This window comes from Salmonella sp. SAL-020 (assembly GCF_017372215.1).
Lineage (GTDB): Bacteria > Pseudomonadota > Gammaproteobacteria > Enterobacterales > Enterobacteriaceae > Salmonella > Salmonella enterica.
The window spans coordinates 183,811-205,888 of record NZ_CP071690.1 but is presented as its reverse complement, the minus strand read 5'-3'; the positions used below and the strand labels follow the sequence as shown (position 1 = coordinate 205,888).

21 protein-coding genes and 1 pseudogene are annotated in these 22,078 nt (G+C 52.0%); 9 read left to right on the top strand and 13 right to left on the bottom strand.

Going from position 1 to position 22,078, the window contains the following annotated elements:
• Positions 1-23 precede the first annotated feature (23 nt).
• Both J1G48_RS00960 and ghrB read left to right on the top strand, forming a co-directional pair.
• Positions 24-686, top strand: coding sequence for an OmpA family lipoprotein (locus J1G48_RS00960; RefSeq protein WP_000747548.1), 663 nt, complete (start codon positions 24-26; stop codon positions 684-686).
• A 218-nt stretch (positions 687-904) separates the two neighbouring features.
• On the top strand, positions 905-1,879 hold the full coding sequence (gene ghrB, locus J1G48_RS00955; RefSeq protein WP_000804678.1) for a glyoxylate/hydroxypyruvate reductase GhrB: 975 nt from the start codon (positions 905-907) through the stop codon (positions 1,877-1,879).
• Between the two features lie 49 nt (positions 1,880-1,928).
• On the opposite strand, the gene J1G48_RS00950 is transcribed toward ghrB, so the two are convergent.
• Positions 1,929-2,639: a DUF3053 domain-containing protein gene (locus tag J1G48_RS00950; protein ID WP_000190524.1), complete on the bottom strand. Its 711-nt coding sequence runs from the start codon at positions 2,637-2,639 to the stop codon at positions 1,929-1,931.
• Between the two features lie 438 nt (positions 2,640-3,077).
• On the opposite strand from J1G48_RS00950, the gene J1G48_RS00945 reads away from it, so the two are divergent.
• From J1G48_RS00945 to cueP, 3 genes are all read left to right on the top strand, one after another.
• Positions 3,078-3,368, top strand: a complete 291-nt coding sequence (locus J1G48_RS00945) for an HTH-type transcriptional regulator (RefSeq protein WP_000455790.1) — start codon at positions 3,078-3,080, stop codon at positions 3,366-3,368.
• Positions 3,369-3,655: 287 nt separating this feature from the next.
• Positions 3,656-3,868 carry an RNA chaperone/antiterminator CspA gene (gene cspA, locus J1G48_RS00940; RefSeq protein ID WP_000014594.1) on the top strand — a complete coding sequence of 71 codons (213 nt, stop codon included), beginning with the start codon at positions 3,656-3,658 and terminating at the stop codon, positions 3,866-3,868.
• Between the two features lie 173 nt (positions 3,869-4,041).
• Entirely contained in the window at positions 4,042-4,581 is a 540-nt protein-coding gene (gene cueP, locus J1G48_RS00935; RefSeq protein WP_000047147.1) for a copper-binding periplasmic metallochaperone CueP, read from the top strand.
• A 370-nt stretch (positions 4,582-4,951) separates the two neighbouring features.
• On the opposite strand, the gene J1G48_RS00930 is transcribed toward cueP, so the two are convergent.
• The 7 genes and pseudogenes from J1G48_RS00930 to J1G48_RS00900 all read right to left on the bottom strand — a co-directional run bounded on the left by J1G48_RS00930 (position 4,952) and on the right by J1G48_RS00900 (position 10,748).
• Positions 4,952-5,437 (bottom strand): GNAT family N-acetyltransferase, encoded by a 486-nt coding sequence (locus J1G48_RS00930; protein WP_000533912.1) that lies wholly within the window; start codon positions 5,435-5,437, stop codon positions 4,952-4,954.
• A complete protein-coding gene (locus J1G48_RS00925) occupies positions 5,425-5,712 on the bottom strand; it encodes a DUF1778 domain-containing protein (protein ID WP_000965886.1) in 288 nt (95 codons plus the stop codon). Before J1G48_RS00925 ends, J1G48_RS00930 begins: the two co-directional genes overlap by 13 nt.
• 177 nt (positions 5,713-5,889) lie before the next feature.
• On the bottom strand, positions 5,890-6,357 hold the full coding sequence (locus J1G48_RS00920) for a GNAT family N-acetyltransferase (protein WP_000702452.1): 468 nt from the start codon (positions 6,355-6,357) through the stop codon (positions 5,890-5,892).
• A gap of 171 nt (positions 6,358-6,528) precedes the next feature.
• A pseudogene (locus tag J1G48_RS23195) lies at positions 6,529-6,927 on the bottom strand (IS3 family transposase); the annotation flags it as partial.
• A gap of 389 nt (positions 6,928-7,316) precedes the next feature.
• Positions 7,317-9,386 carry a glycine--tRNA ligase subunit beta gene (glyS, locus tag J1G48_RS00910; RefSeq protein WP_001291741.1) on the bottom strand — a complete coding sequence of 690 codons (2,070 nt, stop codon included), beginning with the start codon at positions 9,384-9,386 and terminating at the stop codon, positions 7,317-7,319.
• A 9-nt stretch (positions 9,387-9,395) separates the two neighbouring features.
• On the bottom strand, positions 9,396-10,307 hold the full coding sequence (glyQ, locus tag J1G48_RS00905) for a glycine--tRNA ligase subunit alpha (RefSeq protein WP_001168551.1): 912 nt from the start codon (positions 10,305-10,307) through the stop codon (positions 9,396-9,398).
• A gap of 138 nt (positions 10,308-10,445) precedes the next feature.
• Entirely contained in the window at positions 10,446-10,748 is a 303-nt protein-coding gene (locus tag J1G48_RS00900) for a YsaB family lipoprotein (RefSeq protein ID WP_000605592.1), read from the bottom strand.
• A 165-nt stretch (positions 10,749-10,913) separates the two neighbouring features.
• On the opposite strand from J1G48_RS00900, the gene J1G48_RS00895 reads away from it, so the two are divergent.
• On the top strand, positions 10,914-11,909 hold the full coding sequence (locus tag J1G48_RS00895) for an acyltransferase (RefSeq protein WP_001182581.1): 996 nt from the start codon (positions 10,914-10,916) through the stop codon (positions 11,907-11,909).
• Positions 11,910-11,931: 22 nt separating this feature from the next.
• Here the strand turns inward: J1G48_RS00895 and J1G48_RS00890 are convergent, their stop codons facing one another.
• From J1G48_RS00890 to xylA, 3 genes are all read right to left on the bottom strand, one after another.
• Positions 11,932-12,285, bottom strand: coding sequence for a YiaA/YiaB family protein (locus J1G48_RS00890; protein WP_000340935.1), 354 nt, complete (start codon positions 12,283-12,285; stop codon positions 11,932-11,934).
• A 174-nt stretch (positions 12,286-12,459) separates the two neighbouring features.
• On the bottom strand, positions 12,460-13,914 hold the full coding sequence (gene xylB / locus J1G48_RS00885; protein WP_000275327.1) for a xylulokinase: 1,455 nt from the start codon (positions 13,912-13,914) through the stop codon (positions 12,460-12,462).
• 99 nt (positions 13,915-14,013) lie between these two features.
• Positions 14,014-15,336 (bottom strand): xylose isomerase, encoded by a 1,323-nt coding sequence (gene xylA, locus J1G48_RS00880; protein WP_001149563.1) that lies wholly within the window; start codon positions 15,334-15,336, stop codon positions 14,014-14,016.
• Between the two features lie 362 nt (positions 15,337-15,698).
• On the opposite strand from xylA, the gene xylR reads away from it, so the two are divergent.
• Positions 15,699-16,877 carry a D-xylose utilization transcriptional activator XylR gene (gene xylR / locus J1G48_RS00875; RefSeq protein ID WP_000459824.1) on the top strand — a complete coding sequence of 393 codons (1,179 nt, stop codon included), beginning with the start codon at positions 15,699-15,701 and terminating at the stop codon, positions 16,875-16,877.
• Positions 16,878-16,937: 60 nt separating this feature from the next.
• Here xylR and J1G48_RS00870 read toward each other — a convergent pair whose 3' ends face one another.
• Positions 16,938-17,762, bottom strand: a complete 825-nt coding sequence (locus tag J1G48_RS00870) for a protein bax (protein ID WP_001575119.1) — start codon at positions 17,760-17,762, stop codon at positions 16,938-16,940.
• Positions 17,763-18,077: 315 nt separating this feature from the next.
• On the opposite strand from J1G48_RS00870, the gene J1G48_RS00865 reads away from it, so the two are divergent.
• Both J1G48_RS00865 and avtA read left to right on the top strand, forming a co-directional pair.
• Positions 18,078-20,105 carry an alpha-amylase gene (locus J1G48_RS00865; protein ID WP_000761307.1) on the top strand — a complete coding sequence of 676 codons (2,028 nt, stop codon included), beginning with the start codon at positions 18,078-18,080 and terminating at the stop codon, positions 20,103-20,105.
• A 173-nt stretch (positions 20,106-20,278) separates the two neighbouring features.
• Positions 20,279-21,529 (top strand): valine--pyruvate transaminase, encoded by a 1,251-nt coding sequence (gene avtA, locus J1G48_RS00860; RefSeq protein WP_000144381.1) that lies wholly within the window; start codon positions 20,279-20,281, stop codon positions 21,527-21,529.
• Positions 21,530-21,565: 36 nt separating this feature from the next.
• Here avtA and J1G48_RS00855 read toward each other — a convergent pair whose 3' ends face one another.
• Positions 21,566-22,039, bottom strand: a complete 474-nt coding sequence (locus J1G48_RS00855; RefSeq protein ID WP_001078822.1) for a 4Fe-4S dicluster domain-containing protein — start codon at positions 22,037-22,039, stop codon at positions 21,566-21,568.
• Positions 22,040-22,078: the final 39 nt, after the last annotated feature.

The window sequence follows — 22,078 nt, the reverse complement described above, 5'->3', positions numbered from 1 at the left end:
TAAAAAAGTGATAAGGATTTAAGATGAAAAAACGTGTATTTGTGATTGCTGCCATCGTGAGCGGCGCCCTGGCAGTATCTGGCTGCACAACAAACCCTTACACCGGCGAACGCGAAGCAGGTAAATCCGGCATTGGCGCGGGTATTGGATCGCTGGTCGGCGCAGGCATCGGCGCGCTCTCCTCCTCCAAAAAAGATCGCGGTAAAGGCGCGCTGATTGGCGCGGCGGCTGGCGCGGCGCTGGGCGGCGGCGTGGGTTACTACATGGACGTACAGGAAGCGAAACTGCGTGACAAAATGCGGGGCACAGGCGTTAGCGTGACGCGAAGCGGCGATAATATCATTCTGAATATGCCGAATAATGTCACCTTCGACAGCAGCAGCGCGACGCTGAAACCGGCAGGCGCTAACACGCTGACCGGCGTGGCGATGGTGCTGAAAGAGTATCCCAAGACCGCCGTCAATGTGGTGGGCTACACCGACAGCACCGGTAGCCACGATCTGAATATGCGTCTGTCGCAGCAGCGTGCTGACTCCGTCGCCAGTTCGCTGATCACCCAGGGCGTTGACGCCAGCCGTATCCGTACCAGCGGAATGGGTCCGGCGAACCCGATCGCCAGCAACAGTACGGCAGAAGGTAAAGCGCAAAACCGCCGCGTCGAAATTACCTTGAGTCCATTGCAGTAAACTACCGTACCGGGTAAGGCGGCATGCTTTACCCGGCCTGCATTATTCCCTCGCCAGACCGGATACACCTCGCATTATTCGGTATTCATTCACCATTTACCACGATACGGCTGCCGACAACGGGAAAATCGGCTGGTCGATTATTGCTAAGCGGGTTAATAATAAGCCTGTTCCGGTTGGCGCATGCCGCGCTTACCTTTTGATTTACGGAGAGTCGCATGAAGCCGTCCATCATTCTCTACAAAACCCTGCCTGATGATTTGCTGCATCGCCTGGAGGCGCATTTTACCGTCACCCAGGTACCGAACCTGCATCCGGAAACGGTAGCGCGACACGCGCAGGCATTTGCCAGCGCGCAAGGCCTTCTGGGCGCCAGCGAAACCGTTAACCGCGCGCTGCTGGAAAAAATGCCGGCGCTACGCGCGGCGTCAACCATCTCGGTGGGATACGATAATGTCGAGGTGGACGCCCTTACTGCCCGCAAAATAGTCCTGATGCACACGCCTGCCGTTTTGACGGAAACCGTTGCCGATACGGTGATGGCATTGATGCTGGCCACTGCCCGCCGCGTGGTGGACGTCGCAGAACGGGTTAAGGCGGGTGAATGGACAGAAAGCATTGGCCCGGCATGGTTTGGCGTCGATGTGCATCACAAAACACTCGGTATCGTTGGGATGGGGCGTATCGGGATGGCGCTGGCGCAGCGAGCGCACTTTGGGTTTACCATGCCGGTTCTCTATCACGCCCGTCGGCGGCATCAGGAGGCGGAGGACCGGTTTAACGCCCGCTACTGCGATCTGGATACGTTGTTGCAGGAGGCTGATTTTGTCTGCGTGATCCTGCCGCTAACGGCAGAAACGCGACATCTGTTTGGCGCAACACAGTTTGCCAGAATGAAATCGTCCGCCATTTTTATTAATGCCGGACGCGGCCCGGTGGTCGATGAAAACGCGCTGATTGCCGCGCTGCAAAACGGTGAAATATATGCGGCAGGTCTGGATGTCTTTGAACAGGAACCGCTATCTGTGGATTCGCCCCTGCTGAACATGTCTAATGTCGTCGCGGTGCCGCATATTGGCTCGGCAACGCATGAGACGCGCTACAACATGATGGCCTGTGCGGTGGATAATTTGATTGATGCGCTGCAGGGAAAAATAGAGAAGAACTGCGTCAACCCGCAGGCGGCGGGATAGCGCTACAGGCCCGATAAGCGCTGGTTTGCGCTTATCGGGCAGACTGTCATTACTGGGTTGCGTTTACCGCCGCCGTCCAGGCCTGATTAAACGCCTGATGCTGCGAGGCCAACGGCCCAATCAGCGCATTATATTGGCTGGCCTGCTGTGAGGTCGGGAACTGAATGCCGTTCGCGACGAAGCTCACCTGCTCGCCCTGTTGCGCAATATAATCGCCCACTTGTACCAACTGCTGCGTAAAGATCTGCGCCGCCGGGATCAGCGGCTGCAAAGCATCTGCCGGCACGGTGACTACTTTTTTGTAGACCTGATCAAACACAGGTTTCAGGTCATCGGCCTGCTTTAACGCGCCATGCGCGGCATCAGCCTGCAGTTTTGCATTCTGCAACTGTTGCGCCAGCACGCCTAACGAACCATTTGCCTGCCGCAGCGGCTCGCGTTGCGTCATATAATCCTGCGGAACGCGGATGGCGTTAACGCTATCGACCACCGGGCGCAGACCGGAATCCATCGCCTGGTTTACCTGCTGCGAGTAGCCATACAGTATCGCGTAATCAGACACGAACGGACCAAACTGTTTTTTCTGATCGGCCGTCAGCGTTGGTAAACGCTCTCCGCTACGCATTGCTGTATTCTGCAGGAAATCGACAAACGCTTTGCGCTGATCGCCTTCTTTATCAAAACACCCGCTCAGGCTAAACACCATTAATAACGCCACAACAGGCGCAAACCAGCGAGAGCAGGACTTACCTGTCGCCATTGTTAATACTCCTTTCACCCAAAAATGCGCACAACGACACCTGCGTGCCTGACGGCTTACAAGGATAGTCCAGGTCAGGCTTGCAGGATACCCTTTCCACGCGATCTTGTAGCGGAAAATTATGTTTATCTGCATCAATGCTTAATTTGTTATTTTATTGTTAATTTTTGACCTGACACTGCGATAAAAAACGCGGCAAGAAAGCTTTCCAGCGGGGGATGTAATATTTTTTTAATCTTTACAATTATTTTCTGAAAGACGGATATACCTTCCTGGATCAAATTGTTAGCGTCCTAAAAGTCGCGTAGCGTAAGGCATCGAAACGAATCGATAGCGCTTCCTGGCGGCGCGTCGCCCCCCACCCGCAAGTTTCCCGACTATTCTTAAGAGGCTTCGATGCATTTCACGATCCCGCTGTGTGATTTACAGGAGTTCTCAATGGAATATAAAGATCCGATGTTTGAGCTGCTGAGCAGCCTGGAACAAATTGTTTTTAAAGATGAAACGCGAAAGATCACCCTGACGCAAAAACCCAATCCTTTTACCGAATTTGAACAGTTACGGAGAGGAACGGGACTAAAAACAGATGAATTCGCCAGAGCGCTGGGCGTAACGGTTGCCATGGTTCAGGAATGGGAATCGAAACGCGAAAAACCCACGCCAGCAGAGCTTAAATTGATGCGCCTGATACAGGCGAACCCACGCTTAAGTAAGCAATTGATGGAGTAATTTTTACCCCTTTCTGTTTTAACGGTCCTGCGCAAGGACCGTTTTCCCCGCCCGATTACTGGCCTGGAGAAATAAAGTAAAATAAAAGTTGCATCGCCCGGCATTACATGAGTTAATGTGCTCAACGGTTTGACGTACAGACCATTAAAGCAGTTTAGTAAGGCAAGTCCCTTCAAGAGTTATCCATTAGATACCCCTCGTAGTGCGCATTTCCTTAACGCTTAAAAAATCTGTAAAGCACGCCATAACGCCGAAAGGCACACTTATTTTTTAAAAGGTAATACACTATGTCCGGTAAAATGACTGGTATCGTAAAATGGTTCAACGCTGATAAAGGCTTCGGCTTTATTACTCCTGATGACGGTTCTAAAGACGTGTTCGTACACTTCTCCGCTATTCAGAACGATGGTTACAAATCTCTGGACGAAGGTCAGAAAGTTTCCTTCACCATCGAAAGCGGCGCTAAAGGCCCGGCAGCTGGCAACGTAACCAGCCTGTAAGCTTAAAAAGCTCAGAATTTTGAATCCCTGCCTGATGGCGGGGATTTTTTTTATTCCAATTCCCCCCTCTCCCCCAGCATAACTTTGCATTACTTTACCCTGCGTCCCTTTGACCTTTCCCTTAGGGGAACCCCTATAGTAGGCAAGGAGATTGTTCACAAGGAATTGAAGTTATGTCGAAATCATCATGGTTATTACTTTTGGGTTTATGCGCCAGCGGCTCCGCGCTTGCGGCATCCTCAGAATCCGCTTTTCTGGCGCAACATGGGCTGGCGGGAAAAACGGTTGAGCAGATCGTGGATACGATTGATCAGACGCCGCAGAGCCGTCCTTTGCCTTACTCCGCGTCGATTACCAGTACCGAGCTCAAATTATCTGACGGAGAGCAGATTTATACGCTGCCGTTAGGCGACAAATTCTATCTCTCTTTTGCGCCCTATGAATGGCGGACACACCCCTGTTTTAACCACAGCCTTTCCGGCTGTCAGGGAGAAATGCCGAATAAACCGTTCACTGTAAAAGTGACAGACAGTAAAGGCGCTGTCATCGTACAAAAAGAGATGCAAAGCTATCGAAACGGATTTATCGGTGTTTGGCTACCGCGCAATATGGAAGGGACGCTGGAAGTAAGCTACAACGGTAAAACGGCGTCACATGCCATTGCCACCAAAGATGACAGCCAGACCTGTCTGACGGAATTACCATTACGTTAAAAAATGCCCGATAACATAATGGGTTATCGGGCCTATAAAACGCCAACAAGATAAAATTAACAGAGTGCCTTGAGAATGCATAACGCCACAAGAATGGCGGAGGTGGGCTCACTTTGTACTGACCCCAAAAACCTGGACAGATTAACCGAGGCATCAGCGAAAGAGTCCATTTAATACATGGGCTCTTTTTTGTTTCTGGCTATAACTAAATAACATTGTCCGCAATCGAATTATCCATTCCGTTGCTTTCTTGCATCACGCGGATTCCTGTCTCATCAATATTTTGTTCGTCGTATTCTTCCTGAATTTAACCTTAGACGTTCTATCAAATTATCGCTTATAGCGATTTGAACATAACAGTCTTTGCATTCTATTGAGGGAGCCTAAGGAACAATGTTCGCTGCTGAGTTTGTGATGATTTGAAACCATGGTGAATGTAGAAATTTTTGGCTTCTTCGGTAAGTGCATGAACCATGATTGCACGTACACCAATATTCTCGGCAACCCGATAGCAACGAAGCACTGCATCATGAAGTAAATCAGCACCAAGCCCTTTTCCATGGAATGAGAGATCGACAGCAAGACGGGCAAGTATAATGACAGGGATGGGATCTGGCATGTTACGCCGAAGGTTGCCTGTCACTTCTGTATGGTTGACGCTACCGGTGGCCAGAGAGTAAAAACCGGCTACTTGCTTCGTGTCTTTCTTGCACACCACAAATGTTCTGGCCGCTCCGAGAGCCTGGTTTTTGAGGCCCTTTTGCTTCAACCAGTCATCGAGCACAGCTTCACCGCTGACGAACTCAGCTACCTGATGAAAAGCGGACAAAGGTTCTGGTGCTGTTACACGTCCCACTGAGGTTTCCTTGCCAGCAGTTTTTCGATAACGGGATCATCTGCGACTGGTGCATCAAGCAGATTGATGAACTCCTCATATTGCTCATCGTTAAAGTTAAATACACGGCGGTCAAGGATCACTTTCTCGGCAGCCTGGCAGGCCGTTTCCAGAATGAAATCTGTACGTGACTTGTGAAGGATTTCCGCAGCTGCATCAATGAGCGCCCGCTGCGATTCCTTAGCTCTAAGGTTAAGTTGAACATCTGATTTCATGAGACACCCCTTGTATAGCATTTGCTTTACAAGAATAGCACAACCACCATGTATAGCAAACGGTATACATCAAGTCGTCGTTTTTCATTTTTTGAATACTGATGTTCGCTTTGTGCCAGAAGCGGAAATTGCTCATTGTAGCGGTTTACTGAGTTCAACAAGGCAAAAGAACAATGCTGCCTTTCTGCAGGCTGACTATTATTTCGCCAAACATTTCCTCATCAGAGCATTTTGTAATGTCACTCCACGGCAAATAGGAAAGCCTCGCTCCACTATATGAAAGCCGTGTCGTAGAAAGAACACTTCCGCAGCCTTACTTACATTTGAAGTAAGTTCACTAATTCCACGCTGTCTGGCTTCCTCATGAATGCAATTCATCAGTAGTGTCCCTACCCCCTGTCTTGAATAGGTTCCTGATACAAAGAAATGATCAATGTATCCATTTGGTTGAACATCTGCATATCCAGCTATTTCACCATCCAGCTCTACAACAAAAGGTTGTAATTCCTTAATGTGATTGGCCCATCGCTCCAGGTCGATATCTGCTGGGGCCCAGGCATCAATTTGTTCACGTGTGTAGTAGTGTGATGCGATCGTATGTACAGATGAGAAAAAAACTCTGAATAACGATATTTCATCCCCATTACTGAACCTTCTGATTTTCATAAAACCTCATTGTGAGAGTTACTTGTAGAACAATACTAATTTTTGTGAAATAGGGCGTCCGTTCCTCGCTCATAGCAGACATTTGCGTGACCGTATCCACCAACGTTCAGGTTTCCTGATAGCATCCCTGTACAGACCTTGTTAATTTCTGCCTGGATAGCTCTTTAGGCGCTATTCAACCGGGCTGAGTCCGTTAAATTTAAGGCTAATTCGTCGAGTATTGTAGTATCGTATGTAATCCTCAATAGCTATCTTAAGTTCATCAATATCCTTAAATTTACTGGTGTAAAAACTTTCTGATTTTAAAGTCCCGAAAAAACATTCTGCACAGGCATTATCAAGGCAGTTGCCTTTGCGGGACATACTTTGGATGATGCCAAACTCTCGTAACTGATACTGGTACCATCAATGACGGTATTGCCAGCCCTGATCTGAATGAAGAACCGGATTGGTACCCGCATCAAGTCTGGCAAATGCCTTCATGAGCATGTCATCGATCATCGGCATAGTTGGACGTTCTGAAATACTGCAGGAGATCGCTTCGTTATTGAAGAGATCAATAATGGGCGCAGTGCACTTTTGATTTATATACCCTTCATACTTCAAGTTGCTTATGTGTTGGCTACGCTCGCTCACCCCAGTCACATAGTTATCTATGCTCCTGGGGACTCACTCCCTTGCCGCCTTTAAGCAACTCGAATTATTTTGGGTATAGTCAGGTGGGGATTTTCTCTGTCTGCCTTTTGGTGAATACCTGAGACAAACAGTCTCAAGCACCCGCAGCTATTCTAACGCCAATATCCGTACCGCCAGCGTTAATGTATTCCTGAAATAATTCTTGCCAATCAATAGAGATAACCGCGTCTATGAGTTACAGAATTATTAGCGAATCAACTAATACTATTTATGTTATAAAAAAACCTGCCCGAGAGCAGGTTTTTGTTTATTTAACTGAACGCTTATTGCAGTAACGAAATATCCGCAACCTGCAGGAACAGTTCGCGTAGTTTCGACAACAGCGTCAGGCGGTTGATACGGATATCTTTCTCTTCCGCGTTAACCATGACATTTTCGAAGAATTCATCCACCGGAGCGCGCAGAGCAGCCAGCTCAATCAACGCTTCCTGATAACGACCATCGGCAAAGTACGGCTGAAGCTTATCACGCAGCACAACCAGATGTCTGGCCAACTCAATTTCCGCCGCTTCTTTCAGTACGGAGGCGTGGACGATATCGTTCAGCGGCTCAGTGGCTTTCGCCAGGATGTTGGAGACGCGCTTGTTCGCCGCCGCCAGCGCAGAGGCTTCTTCCAGGGTGCGGAAATGAGACACCGCCTTCATGCGGGCATCAAAATCTGCCGGACGGGTCGGACGACGCGCCAGTACCGCCTGGATAGTGTCGACGGTGTAACCTTCATCCTGATACCAGGCGCGGAAGCGACCCAGCATAAAATCGATCACATCATCGACTACGTTGGCATTGGTCAGCTTGTCGCCATACAGACGCACCGCTTCTTCGGTCAGCGTTTGCAGATCAAGAGCGAGGTTCTTCTCAACGATGATGCGCAGCACGCCCAGCGCGGCACGACGCAGCGCAAACGGGTCTTTGTCGCCTTTCGGATGCTGACCAATACCGAAGATACCCGCCAGAGTATCCATCTTATCGGCGATCGCCAGCGCGCAGGCCACCGGGTTAGACGGCAGGTCATCACCGGCAAAGCGTGGCTGATACTGTTCGTTCAGCGCCACGGCCACATCTTCCGCTTCACCATCATGGCGCGCGTAGTGCATCCCCATCACGCCCTGGGTGTCGGTGAACTCGAAGACCATGTTGGTCATCAGGTCGCACTTGGAGAGCAGGCCCGCACGAGTGGCGTGGTTGACGTCAGCGCCAATCTGACCGGCAATCCAGCCCGCCAGCGCCTGAATACGGTCGGTCTTGTCGCGCAGCGTGCCCAGCTGTTGCTGGAACAGCACGGTTTGTAGACGCGGCAGATGGTCTTCCAGACGTTTTTTACGGTCGGTATTGAAGAAGAATTCAGCATCTGCCAGACGCGGACGCACCACTTTCTCGTTACCGGAGATAATCTGGGTCGGATCTTTCGACTCGATGTTGGCGACGAAGATAAAGTTCGGCAGCAGCTTGCCCGCGTTGTCATAAACCGGGAAATACTTCTGGTCGCCCTTCATGGTGTACACCAGCGCTTCGGCAGGCACGGAGAGGAATTTCTCTTCGAATTTCGCCGTCAATACCACCGGCCATTCCACCAGCGAAGCTACTTCTTCCAGCAGGCTTTCGCTCAGGTCGGCATTACCGCCAATCTTACGTGCTGCTTCTTCAGCGTCCGCTTTGATTTTGGCTTTACGCGCTTCGTAGTCGGCAATGACTTTACCGCGCTCCAGCAGAATTTGCGGGTACTGGTCAGCATTGTCGATAGTGAACTCCGGCTCACCCATAAAGCGGTGGCCGCGAATGACGCGGTCAGACTGAATACCCAGAATAGTCGCCGGAATGACCTTATCGCCCAACAGCAGGGTCACGGTGTGCACCGGACGCACGAAGTGTACGTCAGACGCGCCCCAGCGCATCAGTTTCGGGATCGGTAGTTTCGCCAGCGAGGTGGCTACCATGTTCGGCACCAGCGCTTCGGTACTTTCGCCCTTCACGTGGGCACGATACAGCAGCCATTCGCCTTTGTCGGTCTTCAGACGCTCGGCCTGATCAACGGTGATCCCGCAGCCGCGCGCCCAGCCTTCTGCCGCTTTGCTCGGTTTGCCTTCGGCGTCAAACGCCTGAGCAATCGCCGGACCACGTTTTTCGACTTCGCGATCGGGCTGAGATTCAGCAAGATTCGCCACTTTCAGCGCCAGACGGCGCGGGGCGGCAAACCATTCAACGTTACCGTGCGCGAGGCCGGCGTTATCCAGCTCCGCAGTGAAGTTCGCAGCAAAGGACTCAGCCAAACTGCGCAGTGCTTTTGGTGGCAGCTCTTCAGTGCCGATTTCCACCAGAAAAGTTTTCTCAGACATGGCCGCCTCTTACTTGTCTTTGTTGCACATCGGGAAGCCGAGGGCTTCACGGGAAGCATAATAAGCCTCTGCCACTGCTTTGGTCAGGGTGCGAATACGCAAAATGTAGCGCTGACGTTCGGTGACGGAGATAGCTTTACGCGCATCCAGCAGGTTGAAGCTATGGGCGGCTTTCAGAATACGCTCGTAGGCCGGCAGCGGCAGCGGGTTTTCCAGCGCCAGCAGCTGCTGGGCTTCTTTTTCATACTGCTCGAAGCAGGTGAATAAGAAATCCACATCGGCGTATTCAAAGTTATAGGTGGATTGCTCCACTTCGTTTTGATGGAACACGTCGCCGTAGGTGGTTTTACCCAGCGGGCCATCGCTCCAGACCAGGTCGTAAACGCTGTCCACGCCCTGGATATACATCGCCAGACGTTCCAGACCGTAGGTGATTTCACCGGTCACCGGCTTGCACTCCAGGCCGCCGACCTGCTGGAAGTAGGTGAACTGCGTCACTTCCATGCCATTCAGCCACACTTCCCAGCCGAGTCCCCAGGCGCCCAGCGTCGGGTTTTCCCAGTTATCTTCCACGAAACGGATGTCGTGAATGGTCGGGTCCATACCCAGCTCTTTCAGAGAACCGAGGTACAGCTCCTGAATGTTGTCCGGAGACGGCTTAATCACTACCTGGAACTGATAGTAGTGCTGTAAGCGGTTCGGGTTTTCGCCGTAGCGGCCATCGGTCGGACGACGAGAAGGCTGCACATAGGCAGTCGCCATCGGCTCTGGCCCCAGCGCGCGCAGGCAGGTCATTGGATGAGAAGTTCCCGCGCCGACTTCCATGTCCAATGGTTGAACAATGGTGCAGCCCTGGCGAGCCCAGTAATCCTGTAAGGTCAGGATCAAGCCCTGGAAGGTCCTGGTATCAAACTTTTGCATATTATTTCGTGCTGGATACGTGTGGATTTAAAGGAAGGAGCCAGTATACCCGCTGGATGCGAGATATACAGTATGAAACCGGTTTGTTTAGCGAAAATTGCCGGATTTCGCGGCATCACACCTCACCAGGCGCGGCTTTTACCGCATAGAAAGATGTAAAAACTGCCCATCTGCATCAAAAGAGCAGACAAAACTCTCTTTACGGAAGGTATTACCCCGCATCTCATAGCTCCCCTGAAACTGTTCGAAACCGGTAACAGCAATTTTCTGTGCGCCAGTATTGTAACGCTGCGCCGCCTGAGCTTTACACAATGCTTCCATATCCAGCGTGCGTGTTGGGCTCACTTTACTCTGCTGGGCTTTTTGCGTCGGTGGCGGTGTCGCAGTGCATCCCACCAGAGCGATGGCTATCATCACAGTACAGAAATACTTCATTATCATTTTTATTACCGTCTGGTTTGCTGGTCAGTCTTATTATTAAGGTTTGTGGGTAACAGAAACATTGTGCGAATCTCCTTACGCCATCACAAGATGTAGCGTAGAAAGTCGGATTTTTCCAGTGAGCCACCGCGCTGGAACTCTATTCAAACGGAAGCTGAGGAACTGATGCAGCCTAAAATTAACTGGATTGATAACCTGCGAGGGATCGCCTGTTTAATGGTAGTGATGATCCATACTACAACGTGGTACATCACCAACGCCCACAGCGTCAGCCCGCTAAACTGGGATATTGCGAATGTCCTGAATTCGGCTTCGCGCGTTAGCGTTCCCCTGTTTTTTATGATTTCAGGCTATCTTTTTTTTGGCGAGCGCTGCGCGCAACCGCGGCATTTTTTACGTATCGCCCTGTGCCTTATCTTTTACAGCGTTGTCGCCCTGGCTTACATTTCACTTTTTACTTCGATCAACGTCGAGCTTTCGCTAAAAAATGTGCTGCAAAAACCCGTGTTTTACCACCTGTGGTTTTTCTTTGCGATTGCGGTGATCTACCTGGTATCGCCATTAATCCAGGTAAAAAACGTGAGCGGCAAAATGCTCCTGATGCTGATGGTGATCATTGGTATTATTGCTAACCCAAATACTGTGCCGCAAAAAATCGGCGGCGTTGAATGGTTGCCCATCAATCTGTATATCAGCGGCGACACGTTCTACTACATTCTCTACGGTATCCTGGGCCGCGCCATTGGCATGATGGAGACGCAAAAGCCATCGCTGACGCTTATCTGCGCTGCCCTGTTCATCATCGCGGTATTTGTTATTTCTCGCGGCACATTGCATGAATTACGCTGGCGCGGAAATTTTGCCGATACCTGGTATCTGTATTGCGGTCCCATGGTGTTTATTTGCGCCGTCTCACTGTTCACGGTAGTTAAAAATAAGCTGAATGCGCGGACGTTACCTGGACTAGGGCTTATCTCCCGCCACTCGTTGGGCATTTATGGTTTCCACGCACTGATTATCCATGCGCTACGTACTAATGGTCTGGAGTTAAAACGTTGGCCGCCGTTAGATATCGTGTGGGTTTTTGCCGCGACGGTGACAGGAAGCCTGCTACTTTCCATGCTGTTACAGCGTATTGATAAACGGAAATGGGTTAGCTAAACGACAATGATGGCTCCGGCCATCATTCATCATCACTGTAGGAAGCGTAAAGATCGGTTCCATATATACTGACCCCCAGCGCCACCAGACACAGTATTTTCAGCGCGCCCGCCAGCGCCAGGTTAAATACGCCGACCGCGACCATGCCGATGCCAAGCAACAGCAAAGATTTGCAACGAGAAAGCAAGCGGCCATTTCCCGTGTGTTCCTGGCGAATTAAGACTGGAAAACCACACATGACGATTGCCGCAAAAAAATATCCCTTTTCGCTTAATGTATGACAGCCTGGCCACAGTCCCACCAGGTATACCACTGCACCGACAACTAACATTCCCAGGCCGAATATCCGTTTCCTGCGCGCAACGTGATCGTCCATCTCACTCTCCTTGTGGTTGTGTGAGACACATTAAGCGAAGAAATAGCGATGAAAAAGGCGCCTGCCCAGCAATAATATAAAAATCAGAAAACACACATACTTACTTCGATATAATTCAATAGAATTAATATTTACGGGAAATGCCTTTCGGCCAAAACCGAAAGGCATTCTGACTTATGACATCAACGGCAACAGCTGCTGATAAAGTCGACGGAAGGTTTCACGACGTTGTTGATAAACCGCATGATGCTGCGCATCAGGATAATGCGCCTGCTCCAGCGGCAACTGCGGCAATACATCGGCGAGCGGAGTCTGTTTATTCACCGCAATTTGCGCCAGACGCGCCGCGCCCAGCGCTGGCCCTACATCGCCGCCAGTACGATAATCAAGCTGTAGCCCGCTAATATCAGATAGCATCTGACGCCAGTATTCGCTGCGCGCCCCGCCGCCGATAAGCGTCACGCTGGCGGGTTTGACGCCGCAGGCGTGAACCACATCCATACCGTCCGCCAGAGCATATCCCACGCCCTCCAGTACCGCCCGCGCCAGTTCCGCCGGGCCATGCTGATGGGTTAAACCAAAGAAAACGCCTTTTGCCTGCGGATTATTGTGCGGCGTGCGCTCGCCGGACAGGTACGGCAAAAACCAGATCGAATCGGCATGCTCATCCGCCTGCTGTGCGGCGGCAATCAGCGCCGGGACGTTCTCCTGCCCGGTGAGTTTAGCCGCCCAGTCCAGACAAGAGGCGGCGCTCAACATCACAGACATTAAATGCCAGCGTTCCGGCAGCGCATGGCAAAAACTGTGTACTGCGCTCTCCGGTTTACTCAGAAAGCCGTCGCTGACGGCAAAATAGACGCCCGATGTTCCGAGCGAGAGCATCGCCTGTCCGGCATCGATCATTCCTACGCCGACCGCGCCTGCCGCATTGTCGCCGCCGCCCGCCACCACGGGTACTGTTGGCATTCCCCATGCGCTGGCTACCTCCGGCAGCAACGTTCCGGTAATGTCACTACCTTCAAATAACGCTGGCATCTGCTGTCGGGTTAAATGACAGGCGTTGAGCATAACGTCGCTCCAGTCGCGCTTTTTCACGTCCAGCCACATCGTTCCCGCCGCATCCGACATATCGCTGGCAAAGACGCCTGTCATTCGCAGCCGCAGAAAATCTTTCGGCAGCAGAACCTTGTCTATCTGGTAGAAAATATCCGGTTCGTGGCGCTGCACCCAGACTAATTTGGGCGCGGTAAAACCGGGCATCATCAGATTACCGGTTATCGCACGCGACTGCGGCACCTGTTTTTCCAGCCAGGCGCACTCTTCGCTACAGCGTCCGTCATTCCATAAAATCGCTGGTCGCAGAACCTGCTGACGGCTATCAAGCAATGTCGCGCCATGCATTTGTCCGGCGATGCCCAACGCCCGAACGCCACTTAACGACTGTTGCCGACCTAAACCTTTAACCGCACGATCCGTCGCCTGCCACCACTGCTCTGGTTCCTGTTCCGACCATAAGGGATGCGGACGCGATACGGTCAGTTTTTCAGTATGCGTAGCCAGCACATCGCCCTGCTCATTCAACAGGATAGCTTTTACACCCGATGTACCAAGATCGATCCCGATATACATATTGTGGGTTCCTTTACTGAAAGCGCCCGGCAGCGCTACGCTTACCGGGCTAATCACGACTACAGGCCGGGCTAACGCGGAGTCGCCCGGTAGATAGGGTTATTTATCAAACAGATAACGGTTAACCAGATTTTCTAACAGCTCCTGATGACCGCTTTGATGTACTGGCGCCAGATTATGCTGCTCCGCATACTGCGCCAGTTCGCCTAAGGAGAGTTGTCCTTTCAGAATCTGCTGACCCAGCTCGCTATTCCAGCCGGCATAGCGCTTCGCCACGCGTTTATCCAGCTCGCCGTCTTCAACCATACGCGCGGCGATTTTCAGCGACAACGCCATCGTATCCATCGCGCCGATATGACCGTAGAACAGATCGTATTTATCGGTGCTCTGGCGACGAACTTTGGCGTCGAAGTTGAGACCGCCCGTCGTGAATCCGCCCGCTTTCAGGATTTCGTACATCACCAGCGCGTTCTCTTCAACGCTAATCGGGAACTGATCGGTATCCCAGCCCAGTTGCGCATCGCCGCGGTTGGCGTCAACGGAGCCAAAAATACCCAGCGCGATAGCGGTCGCGATTTCATGGTGGAACGAATGGCCCGCCAGCGTCGCGTGGTTCGCCTCAATGTTCACTTTGATCTCTTTTTCCAGGCCGAACTGTTTGAGGAAGCCATAGACCGTTGCAACGTCATAATCATACTGATGTTTTGTCGGTTCCTGCGGTTTCGGTTCAATCAGCAGCGTGCCCTGGAAGCCCATTTTATGTTTGTGCTCGACCACCATTTGCATAAAGCGGCCAATCTGTTCGCGTTCCTGGCGCAGATCGGTATTCAGCAACGTTTCATAACCTTCGCGCCCGCCCCACAGGACGTAATTTTCGCCGCCCAGTTTATGCGTGGCGTTCATTGCCGTAACCACTTGCGTCGCTGCCCAGCTAAAGACTTCCGGGTCCGGGTTAGTGGCGGCGCCTGCGCCATAGCGCGGGTTGGTAAAGCAGTTCGCCGTTCCCCACAGCAGTTTTACGCCGCTCTGCTCCTGTTTCGCCGCCAGCACATCCACCATCTGCGCGAAGTTGTTTTTATATTCTTTCAACGACGCGCCTTCCGGCGACACATCCACGTCATGGAAGCAATAAAAAGGCACATTCAGTTTGTGGAAAAATTCAAACGCCACGTCCGCTTTGCGTTTCGCCAGCTCCAGCGCTTCGCCCGGTTGCTGCCACGGACGATTAAACGCGCCTACACCAAACATATCCGCGCCGTTCCAGCAGAAGGTATGCCAGTAACAGGCCGCGAAACGCAGGTGATCTTCCATACGTTTACCTAAAACCAGCTCGTCGGGATTGTAATGACGAAATGCCAGCGGGTTAGTCGATTGAGGGCCTTCATAGCGAACACGATCGAGTTGGTCAAAATAAGCCTGCATAGTGAGCTCCATAATCAGATAAGACGGCAAGTAAACGACATAACGTCATACTGGAATTTCCTGATTTATTGCTCAATTACGTTATTTCACACCGCTATTAAGAGAATCCCCAAATGTGCTCTGGCTCTCAAAAAAACGCTGAAAACCACAGAAGAAAAAAGCGATCGCGATCGAATCCTGGCAAATAAACAAAAAACCGTAATATATAGATAAGAAATGACAATTGTCATCCGCCGTTTGCTGTGATGAATTTCGCATAACGTTTCAGGCGCAAAATAATTTGTCATCATTCGCCAGACCGTTATGTCAGCCGTTTTGATAGTATCCATGAGTCCAGGTTCACTTTTGCAGGATATATCCTCATGTTTGATAAACGTCACCGTATCACTCTGTTATTTAACGCGAATAAAGCCTATGACCGTCAGGTAGTGGAGGGGGTGGGTGAATATTTACAAGCCTCGCAATCCGAATGGGATATATTTATTGAGGAAGATTTCCGTGCCCGTATCGATAACATTAAAGAGTGGTTAGGCGACGGCGTTATTGCCGATTACGATGATGACGATATCGCGCAATTATTGGCCGATGTCGACGTACCCATTGTCGGGGTCGGCGGTTCTTACCATCTTGCTGAAAATTATCCCGCCGTTCATTACATCGCCACCGATAATCATGCGCTCGTTGAAAGCGCTTTCCTGCATTTAAAAGAAAAAGGCGTTAACCGCTTCGCGTTTTACGGTTTGCCCGACTCCAGCCGCAAACATTGGGCGGCGGAACGGGAATACGCCTTTCGCCAGCTGGTCGCCGAGGAAAAATACCGCGGCGTAGTCTATCAGGGGCTGGAAACCGCGCCGGAAAACTGGCAGCACGCGCAAAATCGCCTCGCCGACTGGCTTCAGACGCTGCCGCCGCAAACCGGCATCATTGCCGTAACGGATGCCCGCGCCCGTCACGTATTGCAGGCCTGTGAACACCTGCATATTCCGGTGCCGGAAAAACTTTGCGTTATCGGTATTGATAACGAAGAGTTAACCCGTTATCTGTCGCGCGTCGCGCTTTCCTCCGTCGCGCAGGGGGCGCGGCAAATGGGCTATCAGGCGGCGAAGCTGCTGCACCGTTTGCTGGCGCGCGAAGAGATGCCGTTACAGCGCATTCTGGTGCCGCCGGTGCGCGTCATTGCGCGCCGCTCGACAGACTATCGCTCCCTGACCGATCCGGCGGTTATCCAGGCGATGCACTTTATTCGTAACCATGCCTGTAAGGGCATTAAAGTCGAGCAAGTGCTGGACGCGGTTGGGATTTCACGTTCAAACCTGGAAAAACGTTTTAAGGAAGAAGTTGGCGAGACGATACATGCGCTGATCCACGCCGAAAAGCTGGAAAAAGCGCGTAGTTTGTTGATTTCCACCACGTTGGCGATAAACGAAATTTCGCAAATGTGCGGCTACCCGTCACTGCAATATTTCTATTCGGTGTTTAAAAAGGAGTACGTCACTACGCCTAAGGAGTATCGCGACCAGCATAGTGAAGCGTTGTTGTAGTTTATCCAGCCTACAGACGCCTTGTAAGCCGGATAGCGTAGCGCCATCCGGCACACAGAATTACATATGCGCGGCGATCAGACGCTGGTTGTCCTGGTACATCGCGAACAAGTAGTTGTTATAGCGCGACCCCTGGGTAGAGTAACCCTTCAGCTTATGAATCATCGCCGTGGCGGTGACTTCCTGATCCGCCTTACGCAGTTGGGCGCGCGACTTGCGGAAAGAGGAATAAGCCGGATGCGTGTTCAGGTTAGCGACATACGCGCTCACCGACTCCTCAACCGACGCGAATTGCGAGTAACCTTTCACCTTACCCGGCGTATTGGTACAACGCCCTTTCGTGCACTTCATGCCGAACAGGTTATTGTTGCTACGCGCCAGTTTAGAGGTTCCCCAGCCGCTTTCCGCCGCCGCCATCGTCGCCACCATGCTGGTTGGGATAATGTCGACGCGCTCCAGCAACGTATTCCACGGAATACGACGCGTGTTGCCGGACCAGCTCACTTTATAGCGCTTCGCGATATCTTTCATACGCGCGCGTTCAGACGGCGACCAGCGGTTCTGGTACTGTTTTGAGATCAGCCAATTACGGTCCGCGGTAATCGCGGCATTTTGGCTGGTGATGTAAGGCATAACGGTCCGGAGAAACGCTTTTTTTCTGGGGGTTCCGGAAGGGTATTTTCGCAAATCAGGAAGTGAACTGCTCTTTGCACTATTGCGAGAATACTCTTGTTTACTGCTAACCTGTTTATAACTTGTCTCAGTTATGTGGGACTTTTGACTCGTTTGTGTTGCGTGCGTCTTTGCCAGCACCTCACCCGAAAATGCGATGGTGAGTAACATAAGAATCATTGCCCCATATCGTCGCATGGGAGTCAATATCATTAGGTCTCCTGGTCGGATTGATACATTCCAACACCTTTTATTTTTCACGAAGTTGAGGTTTGAACCCCAAATTCTAGCAAAAATAGGCTTAAAAAGCACCTCAGGGAATAGTCTTAATCCGAAACTATGTCAACTATTAACGATAACAGGCAGCAATAATGCCAATAAAATGTGGTGCTTATCGCAAATAGAGGCGTTTTTTTGCGCCTCGTCGCTCACCCTCGCGCCTCCTCCTGCGCGACTCTCTGCTGAGGAGGAGTTCATTCGCCTAAAAACCAGGCAAGCTGATGAATATTGCCCACAAAGGATAGCGTGATGAAACTTGCCGCCTTCGCTCTGACGCTGATACCCGGTATCGCGATCGCCTCATCATGGACCTCACCCGGTTTTCCGACGTTCTCGACGCAGGAAACCGGGCGCTTTACCAGCCATGCTGCATTAACAAAAGGTACACGCGCGTTAACGCTCCATATTGACCAGCAGTGCTGGCAGCCCTCCGGCGCCATAAAACTCAACCAAATGTTGTCGTTAAAACCCTGCGAAGGCGCGCCACCGCAATGGCGTTTGTTTAAAGATGGCGACTATACGATAACGGTAGATACCCGCTCCGGTACGCCGACCCTGTTGTTATCGATAAAAACTGAACCTGAGCGCACCGCGCAGCTCGCCTACCAGTGTCCCGTCTGGGATGGTTCGCCGCTCACGCTGGATGTTCGCCAGACCTTTCCGGAAGGGACGGTAGTGCGCGATTATTACAGTGGTCAAACCGATACCGTCCAAAACGGGCAAATCACGCTGCAACCTGCCGACAGCCACGGGCTTTTATTGCTGGAACGCGCGGAAACCCATGCGTCAGCGCCTTTTAACTGGCGCAACGCCACCGTTTATTTTGTGCTTACGGATCGCTTTCGCAATGGCGATCCAACCAATGACCACAGCTATGGTCGCCATAAGGATGGTATGCAAGAGATTGGCACTTTCCACGGCGGCGATTTGCGTGGGTTGACGAGTAAACTGGACTATCTACAGCAATTAGGCGTGAACGCCTTGTGGATAAGCTCGCCGTTTGAACAGATCCACGGCTGGGTCGGCGGCGGAGCAAAAGGCGATTTTCCTCATTACGCCTATCACGGCTATTACACTCAGGACTGGACGACGCTGGATGCCAATATGGGCAACGAAGCCGATCTCCGCGCGCTGGTCGACGGCGCGCACCAGCGCGGCATCCGTATTTTATTTGACGTAGTAATGAATCATGCCGGTTACGCTACGCTGGAGGATATGCAGGAGTATCAGTTTGGCGCGCTCTATTTATCCGGCGCGGAACGGCAAAAAATTCTCGGCGATCGCTGGACAAACTGGCGACCCGCCGCCGGACAAAGCTGGCACAGCTTTAACGACTACATCAACTTCAGCGACAGCGCCGCCTGGGAAAAATGGTGGGGGAAAAAGTGGATTCGTACCGATATTGGCGACTACGACAGTCCGGGATTTGACGATTTAACCCTGTCGCTGGCCTTCCTGCCGGATATAAAAACGGAATCTACCACGCCTTCCGGTCTACCCGCGTTCTATGCCAACAAACCCGATACTAAAGCAAAGTTCATTGAAGGCTATACGCCACGGGATTATCTGACTCACTGGTTAAGCCAGTGGGTGCATGATTACGGCATTGACGGGTTCCGGGTCGATACTGCCAAAAACGTTGAGCTTCCTGCCTGGCAACAGCTAAAAACCCAGGCCAGCGCGGCGTTACATGAATGGAAGCAGGCCAATCCGGACAAAGCGCTGGATGATAGCCCGTTCTGGATGACTGGCGAAGCGTGGGGCCACGGCGTCATGAAAAGTGATTATTATCGCTATGGTTTCGACGCGATGATCAATTTTGATTATCAGGAGCAGGCGGCGAAAGCGGTCGATTGCCTGGCGGAAATGGGGCCAGTCTGGCAGCAGATGGCGGATAAAATGCAGGATTTCAACGTATTAAGTTACCTCTCCTCGCATGATACGCGCCTTTTCCGTGAGGGCGGTGATAAGGCGGCGGAACTGCTGCTGCTTTCGCCAGGCGCGGTGCAGATCTTTTACGGCGATGAATCCGCTCGTCCCTTCGGCCCCACCGGCTCCGACCCGCTGCAAGGCACCCGTTCAGATATGAACTGGCAGGACGTGAGCGGAAAGTCAGCCGCAGCCGTCGCGCACTGGCAGCGTATTAGCCAGTTCCGCGCCAGACATCCCGCCATCGGCGCAGGCCAACAAACCACGCTGACGCTAAAACACGGGTACGGTTTTGTACGCCAGTACGGCGACGATACGGTGATGGTCGTCTGGGCGGGCCGCCGCTAATCGTGGCGCTACCGGTCTCCTCGCGTACCGGTAGCCCCTTCAAAATAAAAAACTAACCTGATAAAAATTTGTAGCATAAAACATCAATACTACCGCCTGACCCCCATTTGCGCCCCGCCATTTGTAGCGTTATGGTTATCCACTTTGACAGACAGTTCGATAGATCACCCGTTATGACATTTTCACTTTTCGGCGATAAATTTACCCGCCATTCAGGCATTACCCGCCTGATGGAGGATCTCAACGACGGCTTACGCACGCCAGGCGCCATCATGCTTGGCGGCGGTAACCCGGCACACATCCCTGCAATGCAGGATTATTTCCAGACGCTACTGACAGATATGGTAGAAAGCGGCAAAGCCGCTGATGCGCTTTGTAATTATGACGGTCCCCAGGGAAAAACGGCGCTACTGAATGCACTGGCCGTACTGCTACGTGAAACGCTGGGATGGGATATCGAACCACAGAATATTGCGCTGACAAATGGCAGTCAGAGCGCGTTTTTCTACTTATTTAATCTCTTCGCCGGACGTCGCGCCGACGGCAGTACGAAAAAGGTACTATTCCCGCTTGCGCCGGAATACATCGGCTATGCAGATTCCGGTCTGGAAGACGACCTCTTCGTTTCGGCGCGCCCGAATATTGAGCTGCTGCCGGAAGGCCAGTTTAAGTATCACGTCGATTTTGAGCATCTGCACATCGGCGAAGAAACGGGGATGATTTGCGTCTCGCGCCCGACCAACCCAACCGGTAACGTTATCACCGACGAAGAGCTGATGAAGCTGGACAGACTGGCGAATCAGCACAACATCCCACTGGTGATTGATAACGCTTACGGTGTACCGTTTCCGGGCATTATCTTTAGCGAGGCGCGCCCGCTGTGGAACCCCAATATTATCCTATGCATGAGCCTCTCGAAGCTGGGGCTGCCCGGTTCCCGCTGCGGGATTATCATCGCCAATGATAAGACGATTACCGCCATTGCCAACATGAACGGCATCATCAGCCTTGCGCCCGGGGGCATGGGCCCGGCGATGATGTGCGAAATGATTAAGCGTAACGATCTGCTGCGGCTGTCGGAAACGGTTATCAAACCTTTCTACTATCAGCGCGTTCAACAGACGATCGCGATCATTCGTCGCTATTTATCCGAAGAACGCTGCCTGATTCATAAACCGGAAGGCGCAATATTTTTGTGGCTGTGGTTTAAAGATCTGCCGATTACCACCGAGCTACTCTATCAACGCTTGAAAGCGCGCGGCGTGCTGATGGTGCCAGGCCACTATTTCTTTCCCGGACTGGATAAACCCTGGCCGCACACACACCAGTGTATGCGGATGAACTACGTGCCTGAACCGGACAAAATCGAGGCGGGCGTAAAAATTCTGGCAGAAGAGATTGAACGCGCCTGGCGTGAAGGCTGACGGTTATTCCGGTCATCATGCAGGCCGGAACGACGTTCAGAAAGGTTGAGAATAGAGGCGCTGGCGCTGCACATTTGTTGCGTCAACGCACTGTAACGCACTGGTCGGGCAGGCTTCCACGCACGCCGGCCCCGCTTCCCGATGCCAGCAAAGATCGCATTTAATCGCCTGCGCGCCTGACGCGGACGCCACCACAGTCATCGCGCCAAACGGGCAAGCCAGCATACAGCTTTTACAACCAATGCAGCGCGATGACGTCACGAAGATATGCCCCCGATCACGGCGAATCGCCTGTACCGGGCAGACATTCGCGCACGGCGCGTCCTCACACTGATGGCAGACCGTGGCCGTGGTGAAGCTATCCTCTTTTATCACCCGGATACGCGGCACAAAGTCCGCCGTCGTCACCGCCGCGCTATTCTGCTGTTCCTGGTGCGACACCACGCAGGCGACCTCGCAGGTACGACACCCGATACACGCCGACGCATCCGCCATAATAAACCGGTTCATTGTTCTCCCCCTGCGTTAAAACGCCAGAATGCCAGAGAG